Origin of the sequence: Pseudomonas frigoris, from assembly GCF_047758635.1 — a bacterium.
Classification (GTDB): Bacteria; Pseudomonadota; Gammaproteobacteria; order Pseudomonadales; family Pseudomonadaceae; genus Aquipseudomonas; species Aquipseudomonas frigoris.
This window is the reverse complement of the sequence record NZ_CP180479.1, coordinates 6,631,582-6,657,089: the sequence shown is the minus strand read 5'-3', so window position 1 is coordinate 6,657,089 and position 25,508 is coordinate 6,631,582. Positions and strand designations below refer to the sequence as shown.

General features: G+C 59.6%; 23 protein-coding genes. 7 read left to right on the top strand and 16 right to left on the bottom strand.

The annotated features are described in order from the left end of the window. Positions 1-32 precede the first annotated feature (32 nt). Together ACMXYH_RS30745 and ACMXYH_RS30740 are read right to left on the bottom strand one after the other, a co-directional pair. Complete coding sequence (locus tag ACMXYH_RS30745) at positions 33-1,409, bottom strand: GTPase/DUF3482 domain-containing protein (RefSeq protein ID WP_415765857.1); 1,377 nt, start codon at positions 1,407-1,409, stop codon at positions 33-35. Beyond that, positions 1,402-2,781 carry a DUF2868 domain-containing protein gene (locus ACMXYH_RS30740; RefSeq protein WP_415765856.1) on the bottom strand — a complete coding sequence of 460 codons (1,380 nt, stop codon included), beginning with the start codon at positions 2,779-2,781 and terminating at the stop codon, positions 1,402-1,404. The genes ACMXYH_RS30745 and ACMXYH_RS30740 overlap by 8 nt, the downstream gene beginning before the upstream one ends. 85 nt (positions 2,782-2,866) lie before the next feature. Between ACMXYH_RS30740 and ACMXYH_RS30735 the strand changes: the two genes are divergently transcribed. Then, positions 2,867-3,379 (top strand): dihydrofolate reductase, encoded by a 513-nt coding sequence (locus tag ACMXYH_RS30735; protein ID WP_134420722.1) that lies wholly within the window; start codon positions 2,867-2,869, stop codon positions 3,377-3,379. Between the two features lie 99 nt (positions 3,380-3,478). Here the strand turns inward: ACMXYH_RS30735 and ACMXYH_RS30730 are convergent, their stop codons facing one another. After that, complete coding sequence (locus ACMXYH_RS30730; protein ID WP_415765854.1) at positions 3,479-4,870, bottom strand: L-cystine transporter; 1,392 nt, start codon at positions 4,868-4,870, stop codon at positions 3,479-3,481. Between the two features lie 241 nt (positions 4,871-5,111). Here ACMXYH_RS30730 and ACMXYH_RS30725 point away from each other — a divergent pair, with 241 nt between their 5' ends. Next, positions 5,112-6,167, top strand: coding sequence for a haloacid dehalogenase-like hydrolase (locus ACMXYH_RS30725; RefSeq protein ID WP_415765852.1), 1,056 nt, complete (start codon positions 5,112-5,114; stop codon positions 6,165-6,167). A gap of 199 nt (positions 6,168-6,366) precedes the next feature. Here ACMXYH_RS30725 and ilvD read toward each other — a convergent pair whose 3' ends face one another. From ilvD to ACMXYH_RS30700, 5 genes are all read right to left on the bottom strand, one after another. Next, positions 6,367-8,208 (bottom strand): dihydroxy-acid dehydratase, encoded by a 1,842-nt coding sequence (ilvD, locus tag ACMXYH_RS30720; RefSeq protein ID WP_415765851.1) that lies wholly within the window; start codon positions 8,206-8,208, stop codon positions 6,367-6,369. A gap of 258 nt (positions 8,209-8,466) precedes the next feature. Beyond that, positions 8,467-9,672: a multidrug effflux MFS transporter gene (locus ACMXYH_RS30715; RefSeq protein WP_415765850.1), complete on the bottom strand. Its 1,206-nt coding sequence runs from the start codon at positions 9,670-9,672 to the stop codon at positions 8,467-8,469. Then, complete coding sequence (locus ACMXYH_RS30710) at positions 9,665-10,642, bottom strand: diiron oxygenase (RefSeq protein ID WP_415767766.1); 978 nt, start codon at positions 10,640-10,642, stop codon at positions 9,665-9,667. The genes ACMXYH_RS30715 and ACMXYH_RS30710 overlap by 8 nt, the downstream gene beginning before the upstream one ends. Then, a complete protein-coding gene (locus ACMXYH_RS30705) occupies positions 10,639-11,718 on the bottom strand; it encodes a SagB family peptide dehydrogenase (RefSeq protein WP_415765849.1) in 1,080 nt (359 codons plus the stop codon). The genes ACMXYH_RS30710 and ACMXYH_RS30705 overlap by 4 nt, the downstream gene beginning before the upstream one ends. 424 nt (positions 11,719-12,142) lie before the next feature. Beyond that, a complete protein-coding gene (locus ACMXYH_RS30700) occupies positions 12,143-13,339 on the bottom strand; it encodes a class I SAM-dependent rRNA methyltransferase (protein WP_134420712.1) in 1,197 nt (398 codons plus the stop codon). 233 nt (positions 13,340-13,572) lie between these two features. On the opposite strand from ACMXYH_RS30700, the gene ACMXYH_RS30695 reads away from it, so the two are divergent. The 3 genes from ACMXYH_RS30695 to ACMXYH_RS30685 are packed head-to-tail and all read left to right on the top strand — an operon-like array spanning position 13,573 to position 15,606. Continuing rightward, the gene (locus ACMXYH_RS30695) at positions 13,573-14,388 is read left to right on the top strand and encodes an HDOD domain-containing protein (protein ID WP_166793837.1); all 816 of its coding nucleotides are present in this window, start codon (positions 13,573-13,575) and stop codon (positions 14,386-14,388) included. A gap of 28 nt (positions 14,389-14,416) precedes the next feature. Further along, positions 14,417-15,229, top strand: coding sequence for a bifunctional DNA-formamidopyrimidine glycosylase/DNA-(apurinic or apyrimidinic site) lyase (gene mutM, locus ACMXYH_RS30690; RefSeq protein WP_129440297.1), 813 nt, complete (start codon positions 14,417-14,419; stop codon positions 15,227-15,229). Between the two features lie 53 nt (positions 15,230-15,282). Beyond that, complete coding sequence (locus ACMXYH_RS30685) at positions 15,283-15,606, top strand: multidrug transporter (RefSeq protein WP_129440299.1); 324 nt, start codon at positions 15,283-15,285, stop codon at positions 15,604-15,606. Positions 15,607-15,737: 131 nt separating this feature from the next. Here the strand turns inward: ACMXYH_RS30685 and ACMXYH_RS30680 are convergent, their stop codons facing one another. The 5 genes from ACMXYH_RS30680 to ACMXYH_RS30660 all read right to left on the bottom strand — a co-directional run bounded on the left by ACMXYH_RS30680 (position 15,738) and on the right by ACMXYH_RS30660 (position 20,450). After that, the gene (locus ACMXYH_RS30680) at positions 15,738-15,989 is read right to left on the bottom strand and encodes a YfhL family 4Fe-4S dicluster ferredoxin (protein ID WP_003195146.1); all 252 of its coding nucleotides are present in this window, start codon (positions 15,987-15,989) and stop codon (positions 15,738-15,740) included. 122 nt (positions 15,990-16,111) lie between these two features. Next, entirely contained in the window at positions 16,112-16,591 is a 480-nt protein-coding gene (gene coaD / locus ACMXYH_RS30675) for a pantetheine-phosphate adenylyltransferase (protein ID WP_123368514.1), read from the bottom strand. A gap of 115 nt (positions 16,592-16,706) precedes the next feature. Further along, positions 16,707-18,302: a GMC family oxidoreductase gene (locus ACMXYH_RS30670; protein WP_415765848.1), complete on the bottom strand. Its 1,596-nt coding sequence runs from the start codon at positions 18,300-18,302 to the stop codon at positions 16,707-16,709. Between the two features lie 143 nt (positions 18,303-18,445). Beyond that, on the bottom strand, positions 18,446-18,991 hold the full coding sequence (locus tag ACMXYH_RS30665) for a twin-arginine translocation pathway signal protein (protein WP_129440303.1): 546 nt from the start codon (positions 18,989-18,991) through the stop codon (positions 18,446-18,448). A gap of 28 nt (positions 18,992-19,019) precedes the next feature. After that, complete coding sequence (locus ACMXYH_RS30660) at positions 19,020-20,450, bottom strand: coniferyl aldehyde dehydrogenase (protein ID WP_415765846.1); 1,431 nt, start codon at positions 20,448-20,450, stop codon at positions 19,020-19,022. Between the two features lie 146 nt (positions 20,451-20,596). Here ACMXYH_RS30660 and ACMXYH_RS30655 point away from each other — a divergent pair, with 146 nt between their 5' ends. Then, entirely contained in the window at positions 20,597-21,268 is a 672-nt protein-coding gene (locus tag ACMXYH_RS30655; protein WP_129440307.1) for a TetR/AcrR family transcriptional regulator, read from the top strand. Between the two features lie 45 nt (positions 21,269-21,313). After that, positions 21,314-22,168: a sulfurtransferase gene (locus ACMXYH_RS30650; RefSeq protein WP_415765845.1), complete on the top strand. Its 855-nt coding sequence runs from the start codon at positions 21,314-21,316 to the stop codon at positions 22,166-22,168. Positions 22,169-22,452: 284 nt separating this feature from the next. Here ACMXYH_RS30650 and ACMXYH_RS30645 read toward each other — a convergent pair whose 3' ends face one another. From ACMXYH_RS30645 to ACMXYH_RS30635, 3 genes are all read right to left on the bottom strand, one after another. After that, the gene (locus ACMXYH_RS30645; protein ID WP_415764593.1) at positions 22,453-23,478 is read right to left on the bottom strand and encodes an IS110 family transposase; all 1,026 of its coding nucleotides are present in this window, start codon (positions 23,476-23,478) and stop codon (positions 22,453-22,455) included. A 127-nt stretch (positions 23,479-23,605) separates the two neighbouring features. Then, entirely contained in the window at positions 23,606-24,433 is an 828-nt protein-coding gene (locus ACMXYH_RS30640; protein ID WP_415765844.1) for an AraC family transcriptional regulator, read from the bottom strand. 4 nt (positions 24,434-24,437) lie between these two features. Further along, a complete protein-coding gene (locus ACMXYH_RS30635; RefSeq protein WP_415765843.1) occupies positions 24,438-25,436 on the bottom strand; it encodes a hydrolase in 999 nt (332 codons plus the stop codon). Positions 25,437-25,508 lie beyond the last annotated feature (72 nt).

Sequence of the window (25,508 nt, the reverse complement as noted above, 5' to 3'; positions counted from 1 at the left end):
CTCGCGAAGGGGTCGGTTCCGACACCACAGATCTAAAGCTGCTGCGCCAATACCTCAACCTGCTCTTGCCTTTCCGCCTGATTCAACTTCGGATGCGGGTCAAGCGACGACCACTGCGGATGCGCCCGCGCCTTGTTCAGTGCCTCGGGCAGTTTGCCTTCGCGCCAGGATTTGTCCTGGGGCGTGGCGACCTGAATGCTGTCCATCGCCGCATGCCCTCGCGCATTAAGCGCTTGCAGCAGTTGCCGCTGACGCAACGCCAATAGCCGCAGCACGCCGTCATCGACGGTCAGCTCTCGCTGGCCTTTGATCTTGCCCATTAACCGGCTGCCATAACTGCGCGCGGTTTGCAGGGCGCCGCCGGCAATTGCGCCGGCGAGTGCCGCTGCGCCAAGGGTCAGCCCGCCCACCAACAAGTCGACCCCGGCGCCGGCTGCCGCGCCGGCCGCGATACCGCCACCGACTCGTACGCCGAGTTGTTTCAGGGTTTCCGGGTTGAACAGGTCGTCACCCCAGCGGCCATCGAGCAGCGGCAGATCACTGGCCGCCGCGTCCTGTGGGCGGAAGGCATAGAGCTTGAGCAGCGCTTCGACGCAGCGTTGTTCCCGTTGTCGAACCGCTTTGCGCAGTTCATTGATAGCCTGCTGTTCTTGCTCGGCTTCACTGACCACGCTGCGCCGGCAGGCGGCACAGTCGATCAATAATTCGGCAATCAGCCGCGCCGCACTCTGTTGCCGGGCCTGGCGTTGGGCTTGCTGATCGGCGATCAAGCGTTCCAGTTGCGGGCGGGCGTTTTCCAGCAGCAGTGCGAGGCTTTCATACAGTCGACGTTCGCCATCCTCCGGCGGTGCGACGCTGTCGAAACGCACCAAGGCGTGTAAGCCCAGACGTGCCAACGCTTCGCGCCAATCCGGCTCGCGATGGTTGGCGCTGCTGACAAAATTCAGCACCGGCAGCAGCGGTTTGCCGCAGCTGGCCAACACTTCCAGTTCGTCGCGGTACTTGGCGAGCACCGGTTCCCGGGCGTCGATCACATAGAGGCCAGCGTCGCAGGTCAGCAGTTGCCGCAGCACCTTGGCTTCCTGTTCGAAACGCTGCCGGGCTTCGCTGCCCTCAAGAAAGCGCGCCAGACGCGCCGGACCGTCGAGGCGTTCACCCGGTCGTTCCAGACGTTCGAGGTAGTCGAGCAGGGCGATGGCGTCTTCCAGGCCCGGCGTGTCGAAGAGATCGAGCAACGGCTCGCCGTCCACCGATAACCGCGCGCCTTCGACGTGTCGAGTGGTGCTGGGGCGATGAGAGACTTCGCCGAAGCCGACATCTCGGGTCAACGTTCGCAGCAACGAGGTTTTGCCGACATTTGTGTGGCCGACCACGGCGAGCTTCAAGGGCGGTTTCCAGGGGTTAGTCATGACCGCTCTCCAGCCAGTTCAACGGCGCGCAATCGGCGAACGGCAAGTCCAGCTGTTGCAGCGCCACGTGCCAGTCACCCAGCCTTTCGGCATCCAGCGCTTCGCCCGGCGGTGCTTGCAGCAGCCAGACGCGGGTGGCGCTGGCGCTGCGGGCCAGTTCGGCGATCAGTGCCAGACTGCCGCGGTCCGGCGAACGTCGCGGATCGCAAGCGATGGCCAGACGGGCCGGGGGGAAACGGCTCAGTTGTTCGAGAAGTTTGTTGCGCGATTCGCGACTGTCGAGAATCCCGGCGTTGCCCACGGTTTTCGGTAATTGCGGCGGCCATGGACGTTGATCGTCCAGCTCGATGGCGACCAACAACGCGCCATCGCTTTGCAGGTCGCTGACGCCGCTTTCAATACGATGCAATTGCTCTGGCGCAGCGTCGCTGATACCCAGGCGTTCACTGGTCGGCATCAGCCGTTCGCGCAGTTGGGCGTAACCGGGCAGGTTCAAATCCAGACGCAATGCCGCTTGCCCGGTTTTCCAGCGCCACAGGCAGAACAGCGCCAGCAACAGTCGCGGCAAAACACCGTAGACCACCAGTACACCGACCAGCCATGTTGCCCAGGCCTGACGGGCGCTTTCGATGTTGAGCGCGGCATCGCCGCTGGCGCGGATCATTTCCACGGTCGGAACGTTGAAACCAAGCATGGCCGGCAGGGCGCCGAGGGCTTGAGTCATGGCGACGAAGGTGTCGCCGCCGAGGAGCGTGGTTTCCCAGACGAAGCCGTAACGCCGGGTCGCCATCAGCAACAACAGCATCACCAGCGCGCTGAGCATCGCCAGCAACCACAAGCCGTTGACCAGTACGCCGACCGCCCAGCGATTGAGTTTCTGTCGTTGCAGCAAGAGCAGCAGGGCCGGGGCCAGTTGCGCGGCTTTGGCATCGCGAGCGAGTTTTTCGCTGAGCCATAACCATATGCGGCCGAGGGTGGCCCCGTGTTCGCCAGCGAAGGCCAGGCCCAACGCCCAGCTCAGCAATAGAATCAGGTTCAGCCCAAGCAAACTGCCCAAGGCCCAGAACACATTCACTGGAGTTTGTCCGTCGCCCAGCGCGGCAATCGCCAGGCCGGCGCCGCTGGCAACGGCGAGAACAGCCAGCACCAACAGTGCCAGTCGCGCCCCTTGCAGCCAATGTTTGAGGGCGCTGGTCAGTCCATCGCGCTCGGCCAGCCACAGAGCACGGTGTTGAATGCGTGTCGGCAGATCGCCGCCCGCGCTGCGGGCCAGTCGGTTGGCTTCCAGATCATCCAGGGGACCGGCGTGTTCTTCGCGCAGGCGCACCGTCTCGGTCACCCAGAGGTTTTGCAGTGGAGTCAGTTCAGTCACGCGGCATCCCGTCGCTCAATTGAACGGTGAGCATAACCGCTGTGGCGCTTATCGGGGTACGGGAGGCTCTGGTATCCTCGCCGGCATGACTAAATCACTCCCCCTCAGCCTGATCGCAGCCCTCGGTGAAAACCGTGTGATCGGCGTCGACAACAGCATGCCCTGGCACTTGCCGGGGGACTTCAAATACTTCAAGGCCACCACCCTCGGCAAGCCGATCATCATGGGGCGCAAGACCTGGGATTCCCTCGGTCGTCCGTTGCCGGGCCGGTTGAACATCGTGGTCAGCCGTCAGGTGGATCTGCAGCTCGAAGGCGCGGAGGTTTATCCGTCGCTGGAAGCTGCAGTGGTTCGCGCCGAAGAATGGGCAAAGGAGCAAGGCGTCGATGAGCTGATGCTGATTGGTGGGGCGCAGTTGTATGCGCAAGGGATGGCGCAGGCTGATCGGCTGTACTTGACGCGCGTGGCGCTGAGCCCGGAAGGAGATGCGTGGTTTCCGGCGTTTGATTTGGGGCAGTGGAAGCTGGTGTCCAATGTTCCGAATGCGGCGGAAGGCGACAAGCCAGCGTACAACTTTGAGGTGTGGGAAAAGGCCTAAAAGCTTCGCGAGCAAGCCCGCTCCCACACTTGATCTGCGTCGTGCACAAATCCAATGTGGGAGCGGGCTTGCTCGCGAAAGCGGTCTCTCAGTCGCCGATTAAGCCTGAGCCAACTCCGAATGCTCATCCGCCTCCAGCAGCTCTTTATCGGTCTGCCGCATGATCTGGCTGGTGATCGCACCGGCGGTAATCGAACCACTCACGTTCAACGCCGTACGGCCCATGTCGATCAGCGGCTCAACCGAAATCAGCAACGCCACCAGTGACACTGGCAAGCCCATCGCCGGCAACACGATCAACGCGGCAAACGTCGCGCCACCGCCCACGCCGGCCACACCCGCCGAACTCAGCGTCACAATCGCCACCAACGTCGCGATCCACAGCGGGTCCAGCGGGTTGATGCCTACGGTTGGCGCAACCATCACCGCCAACATTGCCGGGTACAGACCGGCACAGCCATTCTGGCCAATGGTCGCGCCGAACGACGCGGCGAAACTGGCGATGGACTGTGGAATACCCAAACGGCTGGTCTGGGCTTCGATGCTCAGCGGAATGGTCGCAGCGCTGGAGCGGCTGGTGAAGGCAAATGTCAGCACGGGCCAGATCTTGCGGAAGAACCGCAGCGGGTTGATCCCGGCCGCCGACACCAGCAGGCCATGTACCACAAACATCAGGCCCAGCCCGATGTAGGAAACCACCACGAAACTGCCGAGTTTGATGATGTCCTGCAGGTTGGAGCCGGCGACCACTTTGGTCATCAGCGCCAATACGCCGTACGGGGTCAGCTTCATCACCAGACGCACCAGGCGCATCACCCAGGCTTGCAGGGTGTCGATAGCGTTGATCACTTTCTGACCTTTGTCGACATCATCTTTCAGCAGTTGCAGCGCCGCGACCCCAAGGAACGCGGCAAAAATCACCACGCTGATGATCGAGGTCGGCTTCGCGCGAGCGAGGTCGGCGAACGGGTTTTGCGGAATGAACGACAGCAACAGCTGCGGCACATTCAGGTCGGCAACCTTGCCTGCGTAGTCGGTCTGGATGGTTTGCAGACGGGCCATTTCCTGAGTGCCGGCCACCAGGCCTTCGGCCGTCAGGCCGAAGAGGTTGGTCAGGCCGATGCCGATCAGCGCCGCGAAGGCGGTGGTGAACAGCAGCGTGCCGATGGTCAGGAAGCTGATCTTGCCCAGCGACGAGGCGTTGTGCAGCCGGGCCACGGCGCTGAGGATCGAGGCGAACACCAGCGGGATCACGATCATTTGCAGCAACTGCACGTAACCGTTGCCCACCAGATCGAACCAGCCGATCGAGGCTTTCAGTACCGGGTTGCCGGCACCGTAAACGGTGTGCAGAGCCACACCGAACACCACACCCAGCACCAACGCGAGCAGGACTTTTTTCGCCAGGCTCCAGGTGGTGTGACGGGTTTGCGCCAGGCCAAAGAGCAGGGCGAGGAACACCAGCAGATTGAGGATCAGCGGCAGATTCATTGGAACTCCAAAATAGACTTGTGCCAGCTACCTTCCGGGGCAGCCGCGAACCGGCAAGCCTAACAGCTTGATATCTAATGAATTAATATCAAAAACATCTTGAAACTGTCGTTTTTGGAATAAGCGCGTGTCGCTGACAGAGATGCAGCTGGCGCAATAGGGACGCAAGCGGTCGCGGGCAGATGAGGGCTGTCACACTTATTTGTTAGCGTCGATGTCTTTAATTCAGGGAGAAATGCCGATGAAACTCGCACCGAAATTTCTGGCTGCCGCACTCTGCTTGGGCCTCGCCGGCCAAGCCTTCGCTACGGATTTGAAGCATTGGCCAGCCGATCAGGCCAAGGCACTGGACGCAATGATCGCCGCCAATGCCAACAAAGGTAACTACGCGGTGTTCGACATGGACAACACCAGTTACCGCTACGATCTCGAAGAGTCGTTGTTGCCGTTCATGGAAAACAAGGGCCTGATCACCCGCGAGAAGCTCGACCCCTCCCTGAAACTGATGCCGTTCAAAGACACTGCCGACCACAAGGAAAGCCTGTTCAGTTACTACTATCGCCTCTGCGAAGTCGACGACATGGTCTGCTATCCATGGGTCGCCCAAGTGTTTTCCGGCTTCACCCTCCAGGAACTCAAAGGCTACGTCGATGAGTTGATGGCTTCCGGTAAAGCGGTGCCAGCGACTTATTACGAAGGCGACGTGGTCAAGAACCTCGACGTCAACCCGCCGAAAATCTTCACCGGCCAGAAAGAGCTCTACAACAAGCTGATGGAGAACGGCATCGAGGTCTACGTGATGACCGCCGCCTCCGAAGAACTGGTGCGCATGGTCGCGGCCGATCCGAAGTACGGCTACAACGTCAAACCGCAGAACGTAATCGGCGTGACCACGTTGCTAAAGGATCGCAAGACGGGCGAACTGACCACGGCGCGCAAGCAGATCACCGCAGGCAAATATGACGAGAAGGCCAACCTCGGCCTCGAACTGACCCCGTATCTGTGGACCCCGGCGACCTGGATGGCCGGCAAGCACGCGGCGATCCTGACCTACATCGACGAGTGGAAAAAACCGGTACTGGTGGGCGGCGATACGCCGACCAGCGACGGTTACATGCTGTTCCACGATGTCGACGTGGCCAAGGGCGGCATCCACTTGTGGGTCAACCGCAAAGACAAATACATGACCCAGATTAACGGCATGATGGCCAAGCACGCCGCAGCTCAGGCCAAGGAAGGGTTGCAGGTCACGGCGGACAAGAATTGGGTGATTGTGACGCCGGCAGAAATCCAGTAAGCGAGATCAAGCTCACTCTCACTGGCAACACGGAGCAAATGTGGGAGCGGGCTTGCTCGCGAAGAGGTCGTCACATCCGACATTGATGTCGACTGATACACCGCTTTCGCGAGCAAGCCCGCTCCCACACTTGACCGAGTTGGCCGCAAAAAAAATGCCCCGCACTTGGCGGGGCATTTTTTTGTTCAACGGTTAAGCATCATAGTCCGTCGAGCATCGCCTTGTTACGCACGGCACCCTTGTCGGCGCTGGTTGCCAACAGGGCGTAGGCCTTCAGTGCGGTGGTCACCTTGCGTGGACGTTTTTCCACAGGCTTCCAGCCTTTCTGATCCTGCTCTGCACGACGCCCGGCCATTTCTTCGTCGCTGATCAACAGGTTGATCGAGCGGTTCGGAATGTCGATCAGCACTTTGTCGCCATCCTGCACCAGACCAATCGCGCCACCCGCCGCCGCTTCTGGGGAAGCGTGGCCGATGGACAGGCCTGAGGTGCCGCCGGAGAAACGGCCATCGGTGAGCAGGGCGCAAGCTTTGCCCAGACCTTTGGATTTCAGGTAGGACGTCGGGTACAGCATTTCCTGCATGCCCGGGCCGCCTTTCGGGCCTTCGTAACGAATGATCACGATGTCACCGGCCTTCACTTCATCCGCGAGGATGCCGCGTACGGCGCTGTCCTGGCTTTCGAAGATCTTCGCGTTGCCTTCGAAGACGTGAATCGACTCGTCAACGCCGGCGGTTTTCACCACGCAGCCGTCCAGTGCGATGTTGCCGTAGAGAACGGCCAGGCCGCCTTCTTTCGAGTAGGCGTGTTCGACACTGCGGATGCAGCCGTTTTCACGGTCGTCGTCCAGGGTCTCCCAACGGGTCGACTGGCTGAACGCGGTTTGCGTCGGGATGCCCCCAGGGCCGGCCTTGAAGAAGTGATGCACCGCTTCGTCGTTGGTCTGGGTGATGTCCCACTTGGCGATGCCTTCGGCCAGGGTTTTGCTGTGCACGGTCGGCAGGTCGGTGTGCAGCAGACCGCCACGGGCCAGCGAGCCGAGGATGCTGAAGATCCCGCCGGCGCGGTGCACGTCTTCCATGTGGTACTTCTGGATGTTCGGCGCAACTTTGCACAGTTGCGGCACGTGCCGGGAGAGACGGTCGATGTCGCGCAGGTCGAAATCGATCTCGGCTTCCTGGGCCGCGGCCAGCAAGTGCAGGATGGTGTTGGTGGAGCCGCCCATGGCGATGTCCAGGGTCATGGCGTTTTCGAACGCCTTGAAGTTGGCGATGTTGCGCGGCAATACCGACTCATCGTTGTCGCCGTAGTAACGCTTGCACAGCTCGACGATGGTGCGGCCGGCCTGCAGGAACAGCTGTTCGCGGTCGCTGTGGGTCGCGAGGGTCGAACCGTTGCCCGGCAATGCCAGACCGAGGGCTTCGACCAGGCAGTTCATCGAGTTTGCGGTGAACATGCCGGAGCACGAACCGCACGTCGGGCAGGCGCTACGCTCGTACTCAGCGACTTTCTCGTCAGAAGCGCTGGAGTCGGCGGCGATCACCATGGCGTCGACGAGGTCGAGACCGTGGCTGGCCAGTTTGGTCTTGCCGGCTTCCATCGGGCCGCCGGACACGAAGATCACCGGGATGTTCAGGCGCAGGGCAGCCATCAGCATGCCTGGGGTGATCTTGTCGCAGTTGGAGATGCAGACGATGGCGTCGGCACAGTGGGCGTTGACCATGTACTCGACGGAGTCGGCGATGATCTCGCGGCTCGGCAGCGAATACAGCATGCCGTCGTGGCCCATGGCGATGCCGTCATCCACGGCAATGGTGTTGAATTCTTTGGCTACACCGCCGGCGCGTTCGATTTCGCGGGCGACCAGTTGGCCCAGGTCCTTGAGGTGGACGTGGCCCGGTACGAACTGGGTGAAGGAGTTGGAAATGGCGATGATCGGCTTTTTGAAGTCGTCATCTTTCATCCCCGTGGCGCGCCACAGTGCGCGGGCGCCGGCCATGTTGCGGCCATGGGTGGATGTTTTCGAGCGGTAATCAGGCATGAAGCACTCCGGGCGGCTAATCAGGTATCAAAAGGGAAGTGAGCTTCTATTGACGTCTGGAACACTCAGAAATGGCCGTGTGTCCGGAAGTTGCCGATAACTTTGCGGGATCGCCGCGCGCTTCAGCTTGAGCTCATAAACCCGCCGGGGGATGACTGGCGATGAATGTCGCGATTCTACACGGCTGGCGTCAGGAGGGAATGCCGGAAAAGGGTGATCCAGCGCTGACGGAACGTGTGGGATGACGATCGGCAGGAATCACCCGCTATTCAGCGCGAGCTGCCGACGTGCGATCAGTGCATTGAAGGAAACGCCGACGGTGCTCAAGGCGAGGAAACTCAGTGCAAGAGTCGTTTGCAGATGGGCTCCACTCAGATTGATCAGGGCGCTGATCAGCCCGCCAGAGATGAAGACCAGCGTGTTCCCGGCCGACGCCGATGTACCGGCATTGTCCGGGAACACTTCCATGGCTTTGGAAGTGGCGACAGGGCGGGTGATGGTCGTGCCAGCGGTGCAGATGATCATCGGGATCAGCACGGTCAGGGCTGAAAGCCCCAGCAGGTTTGAGAGCAAGAGCATCACCAGTCCAGAAATGAAGATCAGGCCCAGGCCGACGACTATCTGGGTATCGGCCGTGACCCGCCCGACGAGGACTCGAGCGACAATGCCGCCGATGATGTAGGCCACGCCATACAGCAGCAGCGTCAGGGAAAACTCGTAGGCCGAAAGCTGTAGCTGCTCCATGAAGATCAGGGGCGAGATGACAATGAAGGAAAAGTGGCAGGTGAAGGCGATTGCGGCGATCAGCCAATAGCCGAGGAAACCCGCATCGCGACAGACGCGCCGGTAGGACTGAAGAATGCTTGGGCGTGGGTTTGTGGCGGTGTGCCGGTTTTCAAGAAAGAAGCAGGCCTTAAGGAACACGGCGGCGGCAAGGGCAATAAAGACAATGAAACTTGCGGGCCAGTCCAGCACCTGTTGCAACAAGGTGCCGGCTAGTGGCGAGACGGAAATGAAGATCCCGCTGGCGGTGACCATCAGAATTCGCAGCTGGTCTCGCTCCTTGCCGTCGAACAGGTCCTGGACCAGCGCCTGCGAGAGTACGAAGCAACCGCAGCCAATGGCCTGCACCACCCGGAACATCAGGAACCAGGCGTAGTCGGTGGACAGCACGCAACCAGTCGCACCGATCATCGAGACCGCCATTCCCGCCAGCAGCAGACTTTTGCGCCCGATGACATCCGAGAGCGGCCCGACCAGTAGTTGGGAAAGTGCGATCCCGATGGCAAACAGGCTGATGGAAAACGCGATGTCGCCTGGCGTGGTCCGGAAGTGTTCAGCCAGCGCCGGGAACGATGGCAGCAGAACATCGAGAGGGAAGACCCCAAGCATCACCATGGTCATTAATAGGGTGATCGCAGAGCGGCGGTGTTTGACACTGACCGCAGATTTTCCTTCATCCATCGACAAGTCCTGCCTGTGCGAAGAGCTGCTGGTTAAAAGGCAGGTCGAAAAAACCTGCCTTTTCCATTGCCTGTAGCGTCGCGCCTGCACCTGATCGGGCGCGCTGTAGGCAGGCTTGCGGGCCGGTCAGGGCACTGAGGATTTCTGCGACGCAATTCTCCCTGAGGCCCACGCTGTTCAGGCTTTCCTTCAGCCATCGCTCATCGACCTCAAAGAACATCAGGAGGATGTCCACCAGCAGCTTCGCGGCGAACGTGCGTTGGCTGCTGTTCAGGGTCAGCCACAGATAATGGAACACTTCGCAAAAGTAACGACTGTGTCGGGCCTCGTCGGTGAGGTGGTCCCTGAGCATTTCCTGGACGCTGGACACCAGCTCGTTGCGACAAACCTCGAGCAGTTCCCTGGCGATGATGGTCTCGGACACGAAGCCGACGAGAAACCAGGCCAGCGCCTTATGCCTCTCTGGGCTGTGGTTAATCAGGGCGTTCAGTCGGGTAATGCGGCGCGGCATCACCGGGCGTTGGGTCATGCCGTATAGGTCGGCTATCTGCTCGGCGAGGCTATTGGAGAACAGGGCGTGATAACCCTCATCGGTGTACAGCTGGAGGGCGGCCGTTTTCATCCGTCGGGGGATGGACGCGCCGAGCTCATCGTGGACGATGGTTTCCACGGAGCGGTTGACGATTCGATGTTCGAGCCGGGTGGTGTAGTCGAGGAAATACACCAGATGGTTGGCCGATAAACGATGGGTGATCGCACTGCCGGCTGCTTCGATGGCCGGGTGATTCAGGTAGGGCAGGAAGGCGGGCGGGAACCAGTGTCGTGTTTCCAGTTGCCGTTCCAGATCTGATGGCAATTGATAGGTGTGCTCGCTGGTTCGTACCGAGGCTCGGGTGTTCCAGTCGCCGAGGGTGAAGCGCTGTGCCCAGGCGTCGGGCAGTGACAGGTCGTCTGTGCGGGGCCCGGTCATTGTTGTGAGCCTCGGTTGCGCAGCAGCGCTTTCAATTCCTTGCACATCACTTGACCGTCACTCTGGCCGCAGCCAACAAAGAACAACGGTTGTTCGGCGCTGTCCTCGATCCCCAGCAACGTTTCGACCTGATCGTCTGCCAACGCACCGGTCAGCCAGGTGCTTAACCCAAGTGCGGTGGCCACCAGTTGAAAGGTCTGGGAAATATGACCTGCTTCGACGTAAGCCATTCGGTAGGCCCGCGAGTGTTCATATTTCCACCACAGTTTGTCGAAGCGAGCGGTGATGAACAGGCCGACTGGCAGATTGTTGATGAAATGCTGCCCACACAACAACTGCCCCAAGGGCGAGTCAGGCAGCGGATTGACGAAGCTCAATGCGTGTTCGGTGGGGTGGTAGGCGTAGAGCCCGGGATTCAGGCCGTTGACGTTCTGAACGTGAAGAAAACCTTCGCAGGCATTCAGTCCACCACCGGATGGACTGCTACGCCGGGCGCCATGGCCTTCTGCGATGGTTTCGTCGATATCGTTTTCGCGCTCACGCAGATAGCCAAGGGACAAATACAGGAGAGTGCTCAAATCATCGAGGGAAACCCTTTCCCCCGTGAAGGTGCGACAGGTCTTTCGCTCGATCAACGTCTTTACAAGAGCGTTTACCGGGAAGCAGGAAGGTTGAGGCAGGGTAATCCGCTCGCTTGTCGGGCGCTCCGTGAGTCTGCTATCTGGAGCAGGGGAGGCCAGTACTTCGGCGCAATGGTCCAAATAGTGTATTGACCATTCATTAATATCTTGGGGAACATATTCACACGGGATGTTCTTGGTGCCGATATGAAATATCTTCGATAGTTCATCCCAGCCCCATTCAAGAGGGTCTTGTATTGAAGGTGTTAGTATTCCTGCGCTTACAAATTGATTGTCTATTGTATTGTTTTGGTCAAACCTTTCGGGATTGTCGATAAGGTGTGCGAGACGGGTTGAGTATTCCAGGTTTAATTCGAATTGTTTGTGGTTCTTGTAATCCCAGACTATTTGGCCCGGCGAACGAGGCAGTATGAATATATAAGGGTTAATCTGCATGTTTGGCAACTCACTCTGGTCCGTACTATAGAAAACGCTGGGTAGCCGGCACTCCCCAGCGTCTCATTTACTTAGCGGGCTTTTGGAGCAACCAGAAAAGACAGGTTGGCGATTTTGTTTGCTTCCAGAGTAATTGCTTTCATGTTTTGAACTCCTTGTAATGGATAGTGAGTGTCACTCCTTTGTGACAACTTAATCATAGTTTGTAATGAGTTCTTATCAAGGGGAGATTGAGTAGGAATGTTCCAGTAATCTTGTCGGATCAATCTGAGGGTTGGATGAATCTTGTAAGTTCTGTCCGCTAAAATAAAAGACAAAGCGAAACGTCCTGCAAGTCATTAAGACCGCTGGAGTAGGAAGTTGGAGAATTCAATTACAGATAACAGAACGGGGAGCCGGCTGGCTCCCCGTCAAACCGGCGTAATCAGCTGTTTGGCAGCAGACGGCAGGTGATGCTCTTGATGTAGCGGGTTTCGGCGATGGCCGGGTGAACCGGGTGATCCGGGCCCTGACCGCCACGCTCCAGGATCTGGATGTTGCGGTCCAGGTGACGGGCGCTGGTCAGCAGGATGTTCTGCAGATCGTCTTCCGGCAGGTGCATCGAGCATGAAGCGCTGACCAGGATGCCGTCCTTGCTGAGCAGGCGCATGGCTTGCTCGTTCAGGCGACGGTAGGCACCTTCACCGTTTTTCATGTCTTTTTTACGTTTGATGAACGCCGGAGGATCGGCAACGATCACGTCGAAACGCTCTTCGCTGGCTTTCAGCTCTTTCAGGGCTTCAAACACGTCGCCTTCAATGCAGGTCATCTTGTCGGCGAAACCGTTCAGCGCGGCGTTGCGCTCGACGCCGTCGAGGGCGAAGGCCGATGCGTCGACGCAGAACACTTCACTGGCGCCGAACGCAGCCGCTTGCACGCCCCAACCACCGATGTAGCTGTACAGGTCCAGCACGCGTTTGCCTTTGGCGTAAGGTGCCAGACGCGCGCGGTTCATGCGGTGGTCGTAGAACCAGCCGGTTTTTTGTCCCTGGATGACGGGCGCTTCGAATTTCACGCCGTTTTCTTCCAGGGCAACCCACTCCGGCACCAGGCCGAACACGGTTTCGACGTAGCGGTTGAGGCCTTCGGCATCACGGGCAGCGGAGTCGTTCTTGAACAGAATGCCGCTAGGCTTGATCACTTGGGTCAGCGCTGCGATCACGTCTTCTTTATGGGCTTCCATGGTTGCCGAAGCGATCTGTACCACCAGGATGTCGCCGAAACGGTCGACTACCAGACCTGGAAGCAGGTCGGAATCGCCGTAGACCAGGCGATAGAACGGCTTGTCGAACAGGCGATCGCGCAGGGACAGCGCGACGTTCAGGCGATGCACCAGCAGCGACTTGTCCAGCGGCAACTTGATGTCGCGCGACAAGAGGCGGGCGCAGATCAGGTTGTTCGGGCTCATGGCAACGATGCCCAGCGGCTTGCCGCTGGCTGCTTCGAGGATCGCCTGGTCGCCGGCCTTGAAACCGTGCAAAGGAGTAGCGGCTACATCGATTTCGTTGCTATAGACCCACAAATGGCCGTTTCGCAGGCGACGGTCGGCGTTGGCTTTGAGGCGCAGGCTAGGCAGGGACATGACGTCGCTCCGGAAAAAAGAGCGGGAGTATAGCGTGTTGCGCACGGCCACGGTTTGGCGGATGGACATGCGGTGAGGAAGGGCCGGCATTTGATGAAACTTCAGACGATGGGCCGGCCAAGGTGTCGGATCCAACTTTATAAGGGTTAGAATCGCCGCCTGTCCCAGAGTGTGTACTTATGTCCCCAGAGCTGACTACCGAACAGATTCAACAGTCCCTGCAAGGCATCAGCGTGCCGGCCCAGCCGCAAATCATGGTGGATTTGCAGATGGAACAGTACATGCCCGATCCGGATCTGGAGGTGATCGCGAAGCTGATCTCCCAGGACCCGGGCCTCTCTGGCGCCTTGTTGAAAATCGTCAACTCGCCGTATTACGGCTTGAGCAACAAGATCGCCTCGATTCAGCGTGCGGTGAATCTGCTGGGCAGCCGCTCGATCATCAACCTGATCAACGCGCAGTCGATCAAGGGCGAAATGAACGACGACACCATCGTCACCTTGAATCGTTTCTGGGATACCGCTCAGGACGTGGCGATGACCTGCCTGACCCTGGCCAAGCGTATCGGCGCCCAGGCCGGCGATGAAGCGTACGCCCTGGGTCTGTTCCATGACTGCGGCGTGCCGCTGATGCTCCAGCGTTTCCCCAACTACATGACCGTTCTGGAAGAGGCCTACGCCAGTGCCAGCGCCGAATGTCGGGTGGTGGACACTGAGAATCGGGTGTTCAATACCAATCATGCGGTGGTGGGTTATTACACCGCCAAATCCTGGCGCCTGCCGGAGCATGTGACCGCCGCCATCGCCAATCACCACAATGCGTTGGCGATCTTCAGCGATGAGTCGTCGCGCAACAGCCAGCTGAAAAACCTGCTGGCGATCCTCAAGATGGCCGAACACATTTGTGCGTCCTACCGGGTGCTGGGCAACCAGACCGAGGATCATGAGTGGAACAGCATCGGGCCTTTGGTTCTCGATTACGTTGGCCTCTCGGACTACGACTTCGAGACCCTCAAACAAACGATTCGTGACCTTGGCGCTCACCGCTGAGCGTTGCACCGCCTGACTCGAGAGCACCATGCCGGAACTGCCTGAAGTCGAAACCACTCGCCGCGGGATTGCGCCGCACCTGGAAGGCCAGCGCGTCAGCCGGGTGATCGTGCGTGAGCGGCGCTTGCGCTGGCCGATTCCCGAAGACCTGGATGTGCGGCTGTCTGGCCAGCGCATCGTGCTGGTGGAAAGACGCGCGAAGTACCTGCTGATCAATGCCGAAGTCGGCACGCTGATCAGCCATTTGGGGATGTCGGGAAATCTGCGTCTGGTGGAAATCGGCACGCCGGTGGCCAAGCATGAGCATGTGGACATCGAACTGGAATCCGGTCTGGCCCTGCGTTACACCGACCCGCGACGGTTTGGCGCGATGCTCTGGAGCCTTGACCCACTCAACCATGAGTTGTTGATTCGCCTGGGGCCGGAGCCGTTGACCGACCTGTTCGACGGCGAGCGCTTGTTCCAGCAGTCCCGTGGGCGATCCATGGCGGTCAAACCGTTCATCATGGACAACGCGGTGGTGGTCGGCGTGGGCAATATCTACGCAACCGAAGCGTTGTTCGCCGCCGGTATCGATCCGCGTCGTGAGGCCAAAAGCATCTCTCGGGCGCGTTATCTGAAACTGGCGATCGAGATCAAACGCATCCTGGCGGCCGCTATCGAGCGCGGCGGCACCACGCTGCGAGACTTTATCGGCGGTGACGGTCAGCCGGGATATTTCCAGCAGGAACTGTTCGTGTACGGCCGTCGCGGTGCGCCCTGCAAGGTCTGCGGCACGGAGTTGCGGGAAGTGAAGCTCGGGCAGCGCGCCAGCGTCTTTTGCCCGCGTTGTCAGAGCTGATACGCCTACGGTCTATAGTCAGTGTTCTGACTGCCTAGCCCAAGGACCGTGCCATGAACCTGTTTCGAACCCTTGTCGTCGTTTTGCTGCTGAGCGTCGGTGCGCCAGCGCTGGCAGCAAACACGGGCAGCGGCGACCCGCGTTACACCATCCAGAATCCCCCGGCGTACGCCATGCTCGGCGATTTGCTGATCGCCCGACCTTTGTTGGTCGTGGCGACGGTGATCGGTGCCGGAGCGTTTGTGGTGTCGTTGCCGTTTACCGCGTTGGGTGGCGGCGTTGGCGATGCGGGGCAGGCGTTGGTGGTCGACCCGGCGAAAGCGGCGTTCGTGCGGTGCTTGGGGTGTATCGGAGAAGGGTTTGAGCAGCGGGAGTGAAGTCGGTTAATTCTTGGGTGTGGCTGATGGCCTCATCGCGAGCAAGCTCGCTCCCACATTAGACCGCGATCAACTGTGGGAGCGAGCTTGCTCGCGATGAGGCCCTTACAAACGCTACAAAAATCTCTGACTCAAGCCTTGCCAGTAATCTTCCGGTACTTCTCCATCAACTGCTCTTCAGTCTCCGGATGCGCCTCGTCCAGCGGAATGCAATCCACCGGGCAAACTTGCTGGCACTGAGGTTCGTCGTAGTGGCCGACGCACTGGGTGCACAGGTTCGGGTCGATCACGTAGATCTCTTCGCCCTGGGAGATGGCGGCGTTCGGGCACTCGGGTTCGCAGACGTCGCAGTTGATGCAATCGTCGGTGATGATCAGGGACATGCTAACTCCAGCCAGGGCGGAAGGCCCGGGCGCAATAAACCAATGCGCACAATTGTGCCGCATTGGCGCCCGCAGTGCACGCGGGGGCGATCAAGGGAAAAGATCGCAGCCTGCGGCAGCTCCTACTTTTTGAAGCGTTCGTTCAGGGCGTCCGCCACCACAGGGTGGACGAACTTGGTGATATCACCGCCCAGGGCTGCAATTTCACGGACCAGCGTCGAGGAAATGTACGAATAACGCTCGGACGGGGTAAGAAACAAACTTTCCACATCCGGTGCCAGCTGACGGTTCATGTTGGCCAGCTGGAATTCGTATTCGAAGTCCGACACCGCTCGCAAACCACGCAGGAACACGTTGGCGTTCTTCTCTTTGGCGAAATGCGCCAGCAACGTCGAGAAGCCGACGACTTCAACGTTCGGCAGATGTTTAGTGACCTCGCGGGCCAGCGCCACACGCTGTTCCAGGGGAAACAACGGGTTTTTCTTCGGGCTGGCGGCGACGGCGATGATCACATGATCGAACAGGCGCGCGGCGCGTTCGACCAGATCGCCATGGCCCTTGGTAATAGGGTCGAAGGTACCTGGGTACAACACTCGGTTCATCGCGTCGTCCTGGCGGGAGTCCGTTGGGGAGTCGGATGGTATCGCAGCCTTCCCGGTCGGCCAAGTCGCCTTTTGGGTAAGAAAGCACTATAGACCATTGGAATATTCTCCATTTTCATGGGTTTTTCAAACGTTCGGCCAAAGAAGTTGCCAGCTGCGCCGTCAGCCCGTAGACCGACAATTGTGGGTTTGCGCCAATGCTGGTGGGGAACAGCGAGCCGTCATGAATCGACAGGTTGCCTAACTGATGATGCCGGCCGAGGCTGTCGGTCACGGCGTTTTTCGGGTCTTCACCCATGGCACAACCGCCCATCACATGGGCGCTGCCCAGGCGTGTGCGATACAGCTCAAGGCTCAGGCCGTCGATCAGCGTGCGCGCTTCGGTCAGGGTTTTCACGTAGCGAGCATCGGCGTGCATTGGCATTACCGCATGGGCACCGCCCGCGAACTGGATCTCGGCCATGCTGTGGAACGCCCGACGCAATCCGTCCCAGGCATAGGGTGAAACCTGATAGTCGAGCACCGGCGTGCCGTCACCGCGCAACTCGACGCTGCCGCCGGGGCTGTCCGGGTGAAAGCCGTCCCGCAGCAACGCCAACATGGCGTGGGTGTGGGGCAGGTTTTCCATGTGCTGGGCGTTTTCCTTGCCGAAACCGCCGAGCAGGGTCGTGGCCAGTGCCGGGTGCAGTGGCGGCACTTCGAGTTTGTAAGACATTTTTCCGGTGGTGCCGTCCTGCCATTGGAAATGGTCGGAATAGATCGACTGTGGCGCGCCATAAAACGGGTTGATCACTTCGTCGAACAACCCTGCCGACATGTTCACCAGGTGTAGAAAAGTCCGTTTACCCAGCCGTTTGTGCGGATCCGGTGCCTCGGAGCGCATGAGCAACGCCGGGCTGTTGATCCCGCCCCCGGCCAGCACGTAATGCCGCGCCTTGACCGTGATCGTCTGTCCGGTAGGCGCGACGCAGCGATCGTCCATCGCTACGCAATGCAAGCCCGTGACCTTGTCGCCGGCGATCAAGAGCTTTTCGGCACGAGCCAGATAGAGCAACTCCCCACCTTTTTCCAGGGTCGCCGGGATGGTTGTGACCAGCATCGATTGCTTGGCGTTGGTCGGGCAACCCATGCCGCAGTACCCGAGGTTCCAGCAACCACGCACGTTGCGCGGGATCACATGCCAGGCGTAGCCGAGTTTTTCGCAGCCTTTGCGGATCACGTCGTTGTTGGCGTTGGGCGGGACCATCCAGGGTGCGACGCCCAGGCGTTGTTCCATTTTCTCGAACCACGGCGCCATCTCGGCCGGCGCGTGGCCTTTGACGTCGTGTTCCTTGGCCCAGTGGTCGAGGGTCGGATCCGGCGTGCGAAAACTGGAGGTCCAGTTGATCAGCGTGGTGCCGCCCACCGCCCGGCCCTGGAGGATGGTGATTGCGCCGTCCTTGCTCATGCGGCCGATACCTTCCTGATAGAGGCTGGTGTAGGCCTGGTCTTCGAGCATCTTGAAGTCGCTGCTGGTCTTGAGCGGGCCTTCCTCGATCAGCAATACCTTGTAGCCCGCGGCGCTGAGGATTTCGGCGGTGGTGCCACCGCCCGCGCCGCTGCCGATAATCGCCACGTCCGCTTCGAGGGTCAGGTCCTGGGTCAGTTGTGAACCGTTATAGGTTTTCCAGCCACGGGCCTGGCCTTCGCGGAACGGATCGGGTACGGGCATCTTCAGGGTCTCTTTTTATTATTTGGAAGAAGTAGTGAGGCGACTGACGCCATCGCGAGCAAGCTCGGCTCCAGGGTTTACGCGGTCAATGTGGGAGCCGAGCTTGCTCCGGGCGGCGATCCGACGATAGGATCAACTCGGTCTTAAACCGTTGGCGGCCCGGGATACCCGCAATGTGCCCACGACTCCGCCCGGCTGTACCAAGCCATCATCACCAGTTGCAGCAGCGAGCTATGGCCCATGCGCAGCAGACTTAACGAGCTGTTTTCCCAGCGATCGAGAAAATGCCGGATCTCGTCGGCACTGGCGTTTTCCCAGCTGCCCCAGATCCCGGTCAGTGGGCCGCGGGTGATGCTCATTCCCAGCACATCGAATAACTGTCGGGTCAGCTTGAGCATTTCCGGCGACAGATGATTCAGACCGTTGTCCAGGCAGTGCAGGGTTTCACCGACGGCCGTCGGCATTTTCTCGATGGCCACAGCGCCGTCGAGCATCACCGGAATCAGTGCCCGCAAAAACAGCAAGTCACCGCTGCGCAGAATCGCGAAACCGCTGGCCGGCAGGCTCGATGAGCAACCGCTGAGGCTCGCTCCCAAACCGGCGGTGGCGAGAAAAGCGCTGGCACCCAGGCTGAATTTAAGCAAGCCGCGCCGTGACAGCGCGGGTGTATCGGACAGACTTGGGCTCATTATTGTTATTACCCGAAGGGGATGATCGTTAGCGGATAAACAGCTTCTGAATCAGCTTCTGAATGGATTTTCCGTACGGCGGGTAGATCAATTTCGCCGCATTGAACCGCTGTTTGATCAGCACACCTTTGGCTTTGCTGAAGGTCAGGAAACCTTCGTGGCCGTGGTAATGGCCCATGCCAGAGGCACCGATCCCGCCGAATGGCATATCGTCCTGAGCGACGTGCAGCAGGGTGTCGTTCAGGCACACGCCGCCGGAATGGGTTTCGTGAAGTACGCGGTGTTGCTCACGCTTGTCGTAGCCGAAGTAATACAGGGCCAGCGGACGGGGTCGTTCATTGATATAGGCAAAGGCCTGATCCAGATCCTTGTAGGGAACGATCGGCAACAGCGGACCGAAGATTTCGTCCTGCATCACCATCATGTCGTTGCTGACGTTGAGCAGCAGGCTGTGGCTCATGCGGCGCCCCTGGCCCTTGTCGAACAGCGGAATCAGCAGCGCGCCCTTGCTGGTGGCGTCGCTGATGTAGCCGTTGAGACGCGCCAATTGTCGGTCATTGATGATCGCGGTGTAGTCCGGGTTGTCGGTCAAGGTCGGATAAAACCCACGAACCGCCTGACGATAGGCTTCGACGAAAGCGCCTACGCGATCTTCCGGCACCAACACATAGTCCGGGGCCACGCAGGTCTGTCCGGCGTTGAGCGTCTTGCCGAAGGCGATGCGTTCGGCAGCGTCCTTGAGTGGCACGTCGCGGGACACGATGGCCGGGGATTTGCCGCCGAGTTCGAGGGTCACCGGGGTCAGGTTCTCGGCCGCTGCACGCATCACGTGTTTGCCGATGCTGGTGGCGCCAGTGAACAGCAGGTGATCGAAACGCAATCTGGAGAACGCTACGCCGATATCGGCTTCGCCCAGTACCACGCAGACCAGGTCTTGCGGGAAGATTCGGCCCAGCAGTTCCTTGAGCAACAAACCGGTGGCGGGGGTCGATTCGCTGAGCTTGAGCATCACCCGATTGCCTGCCGACAACGCGCCTACCAACGGGCCGATGGCCAGATACAGCGGGTAGTTCCACGGCACGATCACCCCGACCACACCCAAAGGTTGATAAACGACTTTGGCCGCCGCGGGTTGAAAGGCAATTCCGACCTTGCGTTTCGACGCCTTCATCCAGCCTTTAAGGTGCTGACTGGCGTAGTGAATGCCGTGCAGGCTGGGCATCAGTTCGGCGAGCAGGGTTTCATCGGCGCTGCGGTGGCTGAAATCCTGGCTGATGGCATCGATCAGAGACTGGCGCTCATTGCTCAACAGATCGCGCAGGGCTTTGAGCCATTGCTGGCGCTGGGCGGCGGGTGGCATTGGGTTGGCGGCATACGCCGCGCGTTGGGCGTCGAACAGGGTCTGGAGCTCCTCCAGGGGCTGCTGCAAGTTCTGCAGGTAGGCGATGTCAGCAGTCATGGTCGGCTCCGGATTTATTGTAATGAGGGACTTTTTAGAGTCTATGCTCTATAAAGTCAAATGACATCCTGGCGCAGCTTTGTTTTATCCACCCGCGGATAGGTCGTAAGATGCCCGTCAACGCACTTTGAATTAAAGCCCAAGCCATGGCCCCTCGGATCAAAACCAGCGAGCGCATCGTGCAGAACAGCCTGGAGCTGTTCAATCAGCAGGGTGAGCGCAGCATCAGCACCAACCACATTGCTGCCCACATGGAAATTTCCCCGGGCAACCTGTACTACCACTTCCCCAACAAGCAGGCGATCATCGCCGTGCTGTTCAGTGAGTACGAAAGCCTGGTGGACAGCTTCCTGCGCCCGCCCCAGGGCCGTGCCGCCACGGTCGAAGACAAGCGCTTCTACCTCCAGGAATTGCTGGCTGCCATGTGGCGCTACCGGTTTTTGCACCGCGATCTGGAGCACCTGCTCGACAGTGACCCGGAGCTGGCCGCCCGTTATCGGCGCTTTTCCCAACGCTGTCTGATCCATGGCACGCACATCTACGCGGGCTTCGTCGAGGCCGGCATCCTGCAAATGGACAAGGTTCAGATCGAATCCCTGACGCTCAATGCCTGGATCATCCTGACGTCCTGGGTGCGTTTTCTCTGCACCACCCGTGAAAACTCCAATCACCTGAGCGAACAGGCCATTAAACGTGGGGTGTATCAGGTGCTGGTGCTTGAGGCCGGTTTTGTCACGGATCAGTCTCGCGATTCGGTGAATGCGCTGTTCGAGGAGTTTTACGTGCCGCTGGCCCAAGCACTGGAAGAAGTGGGATAGAAAGTGCAGTAGGATCAACCATCGCCAAAATCGCAGGAGCCCGTTATGCCCATTGCGCAACTGATCAGCCCGCAAGCGTTGGACCTGAAAAAGGAGCAGCCGGGGCTGGTGATTCTGGATTGTCGTTTTGCCCTCGAAGACCCGGATTACGGTCAGCGCAGCTATGCCGAAGGGCATATTGCCGGGTCGAGCTTTGCCGATCTTGAGCGTGATTTGAGCGGGACATTGATCAAGGGTGTGACCGGGCGTCATCCGCTGCCTGAACCTGAAGACTTGATCGAACGTCTGCAAGCCTGGGGCGTCAACGCCGACAGCGATGTGATTTTGTACGACGACGGTCCGGGTGCATACGCGGCGCGAGCCTGGTGGTTGATGGCCTGGCTGGGCAAACGTGACGGCGTGTTCATTCTGGATGGCGGACTCAAGGCCTGGCACGCGGCCGGTTTGCCCCTGAGTCTTGATGCGCCGCAGATTGAACGGGGCACCTTCACGGGGACGCCGGACAACGCGCTGATCTTGAGCGCCGAACAGCTCCAACAACGTCTCGGCCAGCCTGCGCTGACCTTGCTCGATGCCCGCGGCTTGCCGCGTTTCAAGGGCGAAGTAGAGCCGATCGACCCGATTGCCGGGCACATCCCCGGCGCGCAATGTGCGGCGTTCACCGACAACCTGGGCAGCGACGGGCGTTTTCTGCCGGCCGATCAGCTCAAACAGCGTTTTGCCGAGAAGCTCGGTGATCGTTCGCCGACCGATCTGGTGGCGTACTGCGGTTCTGGCGTGACGGCCTGTCACAACCTGTTTGCGTTGTGTCTGGCGGGTTATCCGTTGGGATCGTTGTATGCCGGTTCATGGAGCGAGTGGATCAACGATCCTGCACACGGCATCGCCATCGGCGAATGAAGATCAAAAGATCGCAGCCTGCGGCAGCTCCTACATCTATGGTTACCCCCTTTTCTGCAATACTGTTTTTGATGCGTGTTTGGCTTGCTTTCATCTATCCGGCGTCTGAGTGGGGGTTGTGGTCCCCGCGCCTCGATGAGAATCGATGCCCGACGATCCTAATTAGTGGAACGGCCTTTCAGCCGTGTAGGAGCTCAGGGTTGTCGTCAGGCCGGTTGGCCGTTCACGTCATCTGTTATCCAGCATCGCAAAACCAGGTGGGTGGTGCTCGGGTGACAGCAGGGTCAGGCGTTCATCTTGGCTGGCCCTGCATCGAATTCAGTGTGGTGTGCTGCGATTGCCCAGGCGATCCTCGCCAGCTTGTTGGCCAGCGCACAGACCACGAGATTGGAGTGATGGTGGGACGCTAATAACTGGCGGACCCAGTCCGCCAAAGCGCCTTTCTGTCGCTCCAGCTGGATCAGGTAGACACGGGCGCACTGGATGAGCAGGCGCCTCTGGTTTCGATCACCGCGCTTGCTGATGCCCAACAGGACGGTCTTGTCGCCCGTGGAATGCTGTTTGGGCACCAGCCCGATGGAGGCTGAATAGCCTCGGCCGCATTTGAATTGTTTGCCATCGCCCAACTCGGCAGCCAGGACGGTGGAGGTGATCGGGCCTAAGCACGGTATTGTCATCAAGCGCGATGCCAGATCATCTTCAGCGGCCTGGCATTGCACTCGCTTATCCAGTGTCTTGATCCGCTCAGTCAGGTAGTTGAAGTGCTCATGCAGCATCGTCAGATTTAGTTTGATGGCCTCAGAGAATGAACTCGTCTCAAGCAGCCCCGGCAGTTCATTGATCGACTTGAAGCCGGGGGCCAGGCTGACGCCAACCTCCAGAAGGGCGGCGTGAATCCGATTGACGGTTGCGGTGCGGTCTTTGATGAACGCATCGCGGGTGGAGTTGAGCATGGCCAGCGCCTGTTGGGCCTGGGTTTTGGGCGGCACAAAGCGCATGGTGGGGCGAGTCGCCGCCTCGCAGATCGCCTCGGCATCGGCGAAGTCGTTCTTGTTGCTTTTCACGTAAGGACGCACGAGATGAGGGGCGATGAGCTTGGGCGTATGGCCCAGCTTGGCGACCTGTTGTGCCATGAAGTGGGCGCCGCCACAGGCTTCCATCACGACGGTGCAGGGTTCGAGATTCGCCAGATGTTGGATGAGCGTCATTCGAGTGAATTTTTTGCGGTAGAGCTCATTCCCGCGCTCATCTTGTGCATGCAGATGGAAGGTACGTTTTCCTAAGTCGATGGCGGCAATAGCTACTTTCATGGCAACGGTCTCCGATGAGCCCCCTGTGAAAGCTTAGTGGGCGATCACGGGCGGCGGCGGGGGTAGCCATTTCATTAGTGGAATGTGTACACCTGTAGGAGCTGCCGCAGGCTGCGATCTTTTGATTCTAAAGCCGGGCGCTGCGATATGCGCCCGGCCCGACACCGTAAACCTGCTTGAACTGCCGACTCAGATGACTCTGGTCAGCAAACCCCAACTGCGTCGCCACTTCCAACGGTAAGCAACCATTCTGTAACAGCGCTCGCGCCCGGGCGATGCGCTGCTGCATCAGCCAGGTGTGTGGCGGCATGCCAGTGGCGCGGCGGAACACCCGGGCGAAGTGGAAGGGCGAAAGGTTGACCGCCGCTGCCAGTTCCTCCAGCGAAGGCGGCGTCGCCAATTGTGCTTGCAGCAGATCCTTGGCCAGCGTCACCGCCCGATGTTCCTTGCCCGGCTTGCCTGCAATCGGTACCGCTGCGTGCCGTTGCAGCAGCAACAGCATCATTTCCCGCCAGACCGTTTGTTGTTGCAAGGCCGTGGACGGACTCTCCAGCAGACGATGCAGTTGGCAGAAACCCTTCACCAGATCCGGATCGCGATACAGCGTCGCGCCGAACGCCGGCAAGTTGTTGGTCGGCAGTTCCAGCTCCGCCAACAGCGACAGAATCTGACCGCTGTCCGGATAGAACGCCCGATACAACCAGCCATCCTCCGTGCCTTTATGGCCGGTGTGCAGTTCATCCGGATTGATCAGCACCAGTGTGCCGCTGCCCGCCAGGTGTTCGGCACCGCGATAGCGATAGCGCTGGGCACCGGCCATGATCATGCCAATCACGTAACCGTCGTGCACATGGGGCGCGAAACGGTGTTCGATGTAGCGTGCGGACAATAACTCGACGCCGACCAACGGTGCTGTTTGCCAGAATCGGATCGACTCGCCCTGGTCGACGTCCATGGTCTTACTGGCGCCCCACGGCGGTCAGCCATTGCGGGATGCGGCGTTCCAGGTAGTAACCCGGTTGCCTGAGCGAACCATCGACGAAGCCGACATGCCCACCCTTGGTCTGTAACTCGAATTGAGTGCAGGCAGACAATTCGTCGGCATGCGGCAGGCTATGAGGAAAGACAAACGGGTCATCGGCCGCTTGAATGATCAGGGTCGGCGTACGAATTTCGCCGAGGAAATAGCGACTCGAAGCGCGGCGATAGTAATCTTCGGCATCGGCAAAACCGTTCAGCGGCGCGGTGACCCGGCCATCGAAATCCCAGAACGTGCGCATGTTCTCCAGCGAGCCCAGCGCGGCCAATGCCGCCAGTCCATCCTCGCGCCCGTCATGCTGGAACTGGCGTTGTTTGTTCTTGATGTAGGCCACCATCTCCCGCATGAAATGCGCCTGATAGACCTTGGAGAAACCCTGGCCGATACGGTCGGCGCATTGATCGAGACGAAACGGCACCGACACCGCCACCGCACCGACCACGCCACTATTGCTGCCGGATTCGCCCAAGTGCTTGAGCAACACATTGCCACCCAGGGAATAGCCGACCGCATACAACGGCGCGAGCGGTCGTTGGGCCTTCAGGTGTTTGATGGTTTCGGCCAGGTCTTCACTGGCACCGGAATGGTAGCTGCGTGCCAGCAGATTCGGTTCGCCTGAGCAGCCGCGCCAGTTCAGTGCGACGCTGGCCCAGCCTTGGGCGCCCAGTGCTTTCTGCACCCCGGCCACGTAAGGCGAATTTGAAGACCCGGTCAGGCCGTGCAACACCAGCACCAGTGGCGCATCGGCGCTGTGCGGGCCGTGCCAGTCGAGGTCGAGAAAGTCGCCATCCTCAAGCCATAAGCGTTCGCGCTGGCGTTCGATGTGCGTGGTTTTGCGCCACAGCGGTCCCCACAAGGTTTGCAAGTGCGGATTACCAAGGCCGGTGGCCGGGGTGAAGCGTTCGCTGGGCTGGAGCACGATGTTTCTCTAAAAGGTCAAACAGTCGGCGGCAGGGCTGAAAAGCGTGGCCCTGGCGCCTATGTCCAAAGA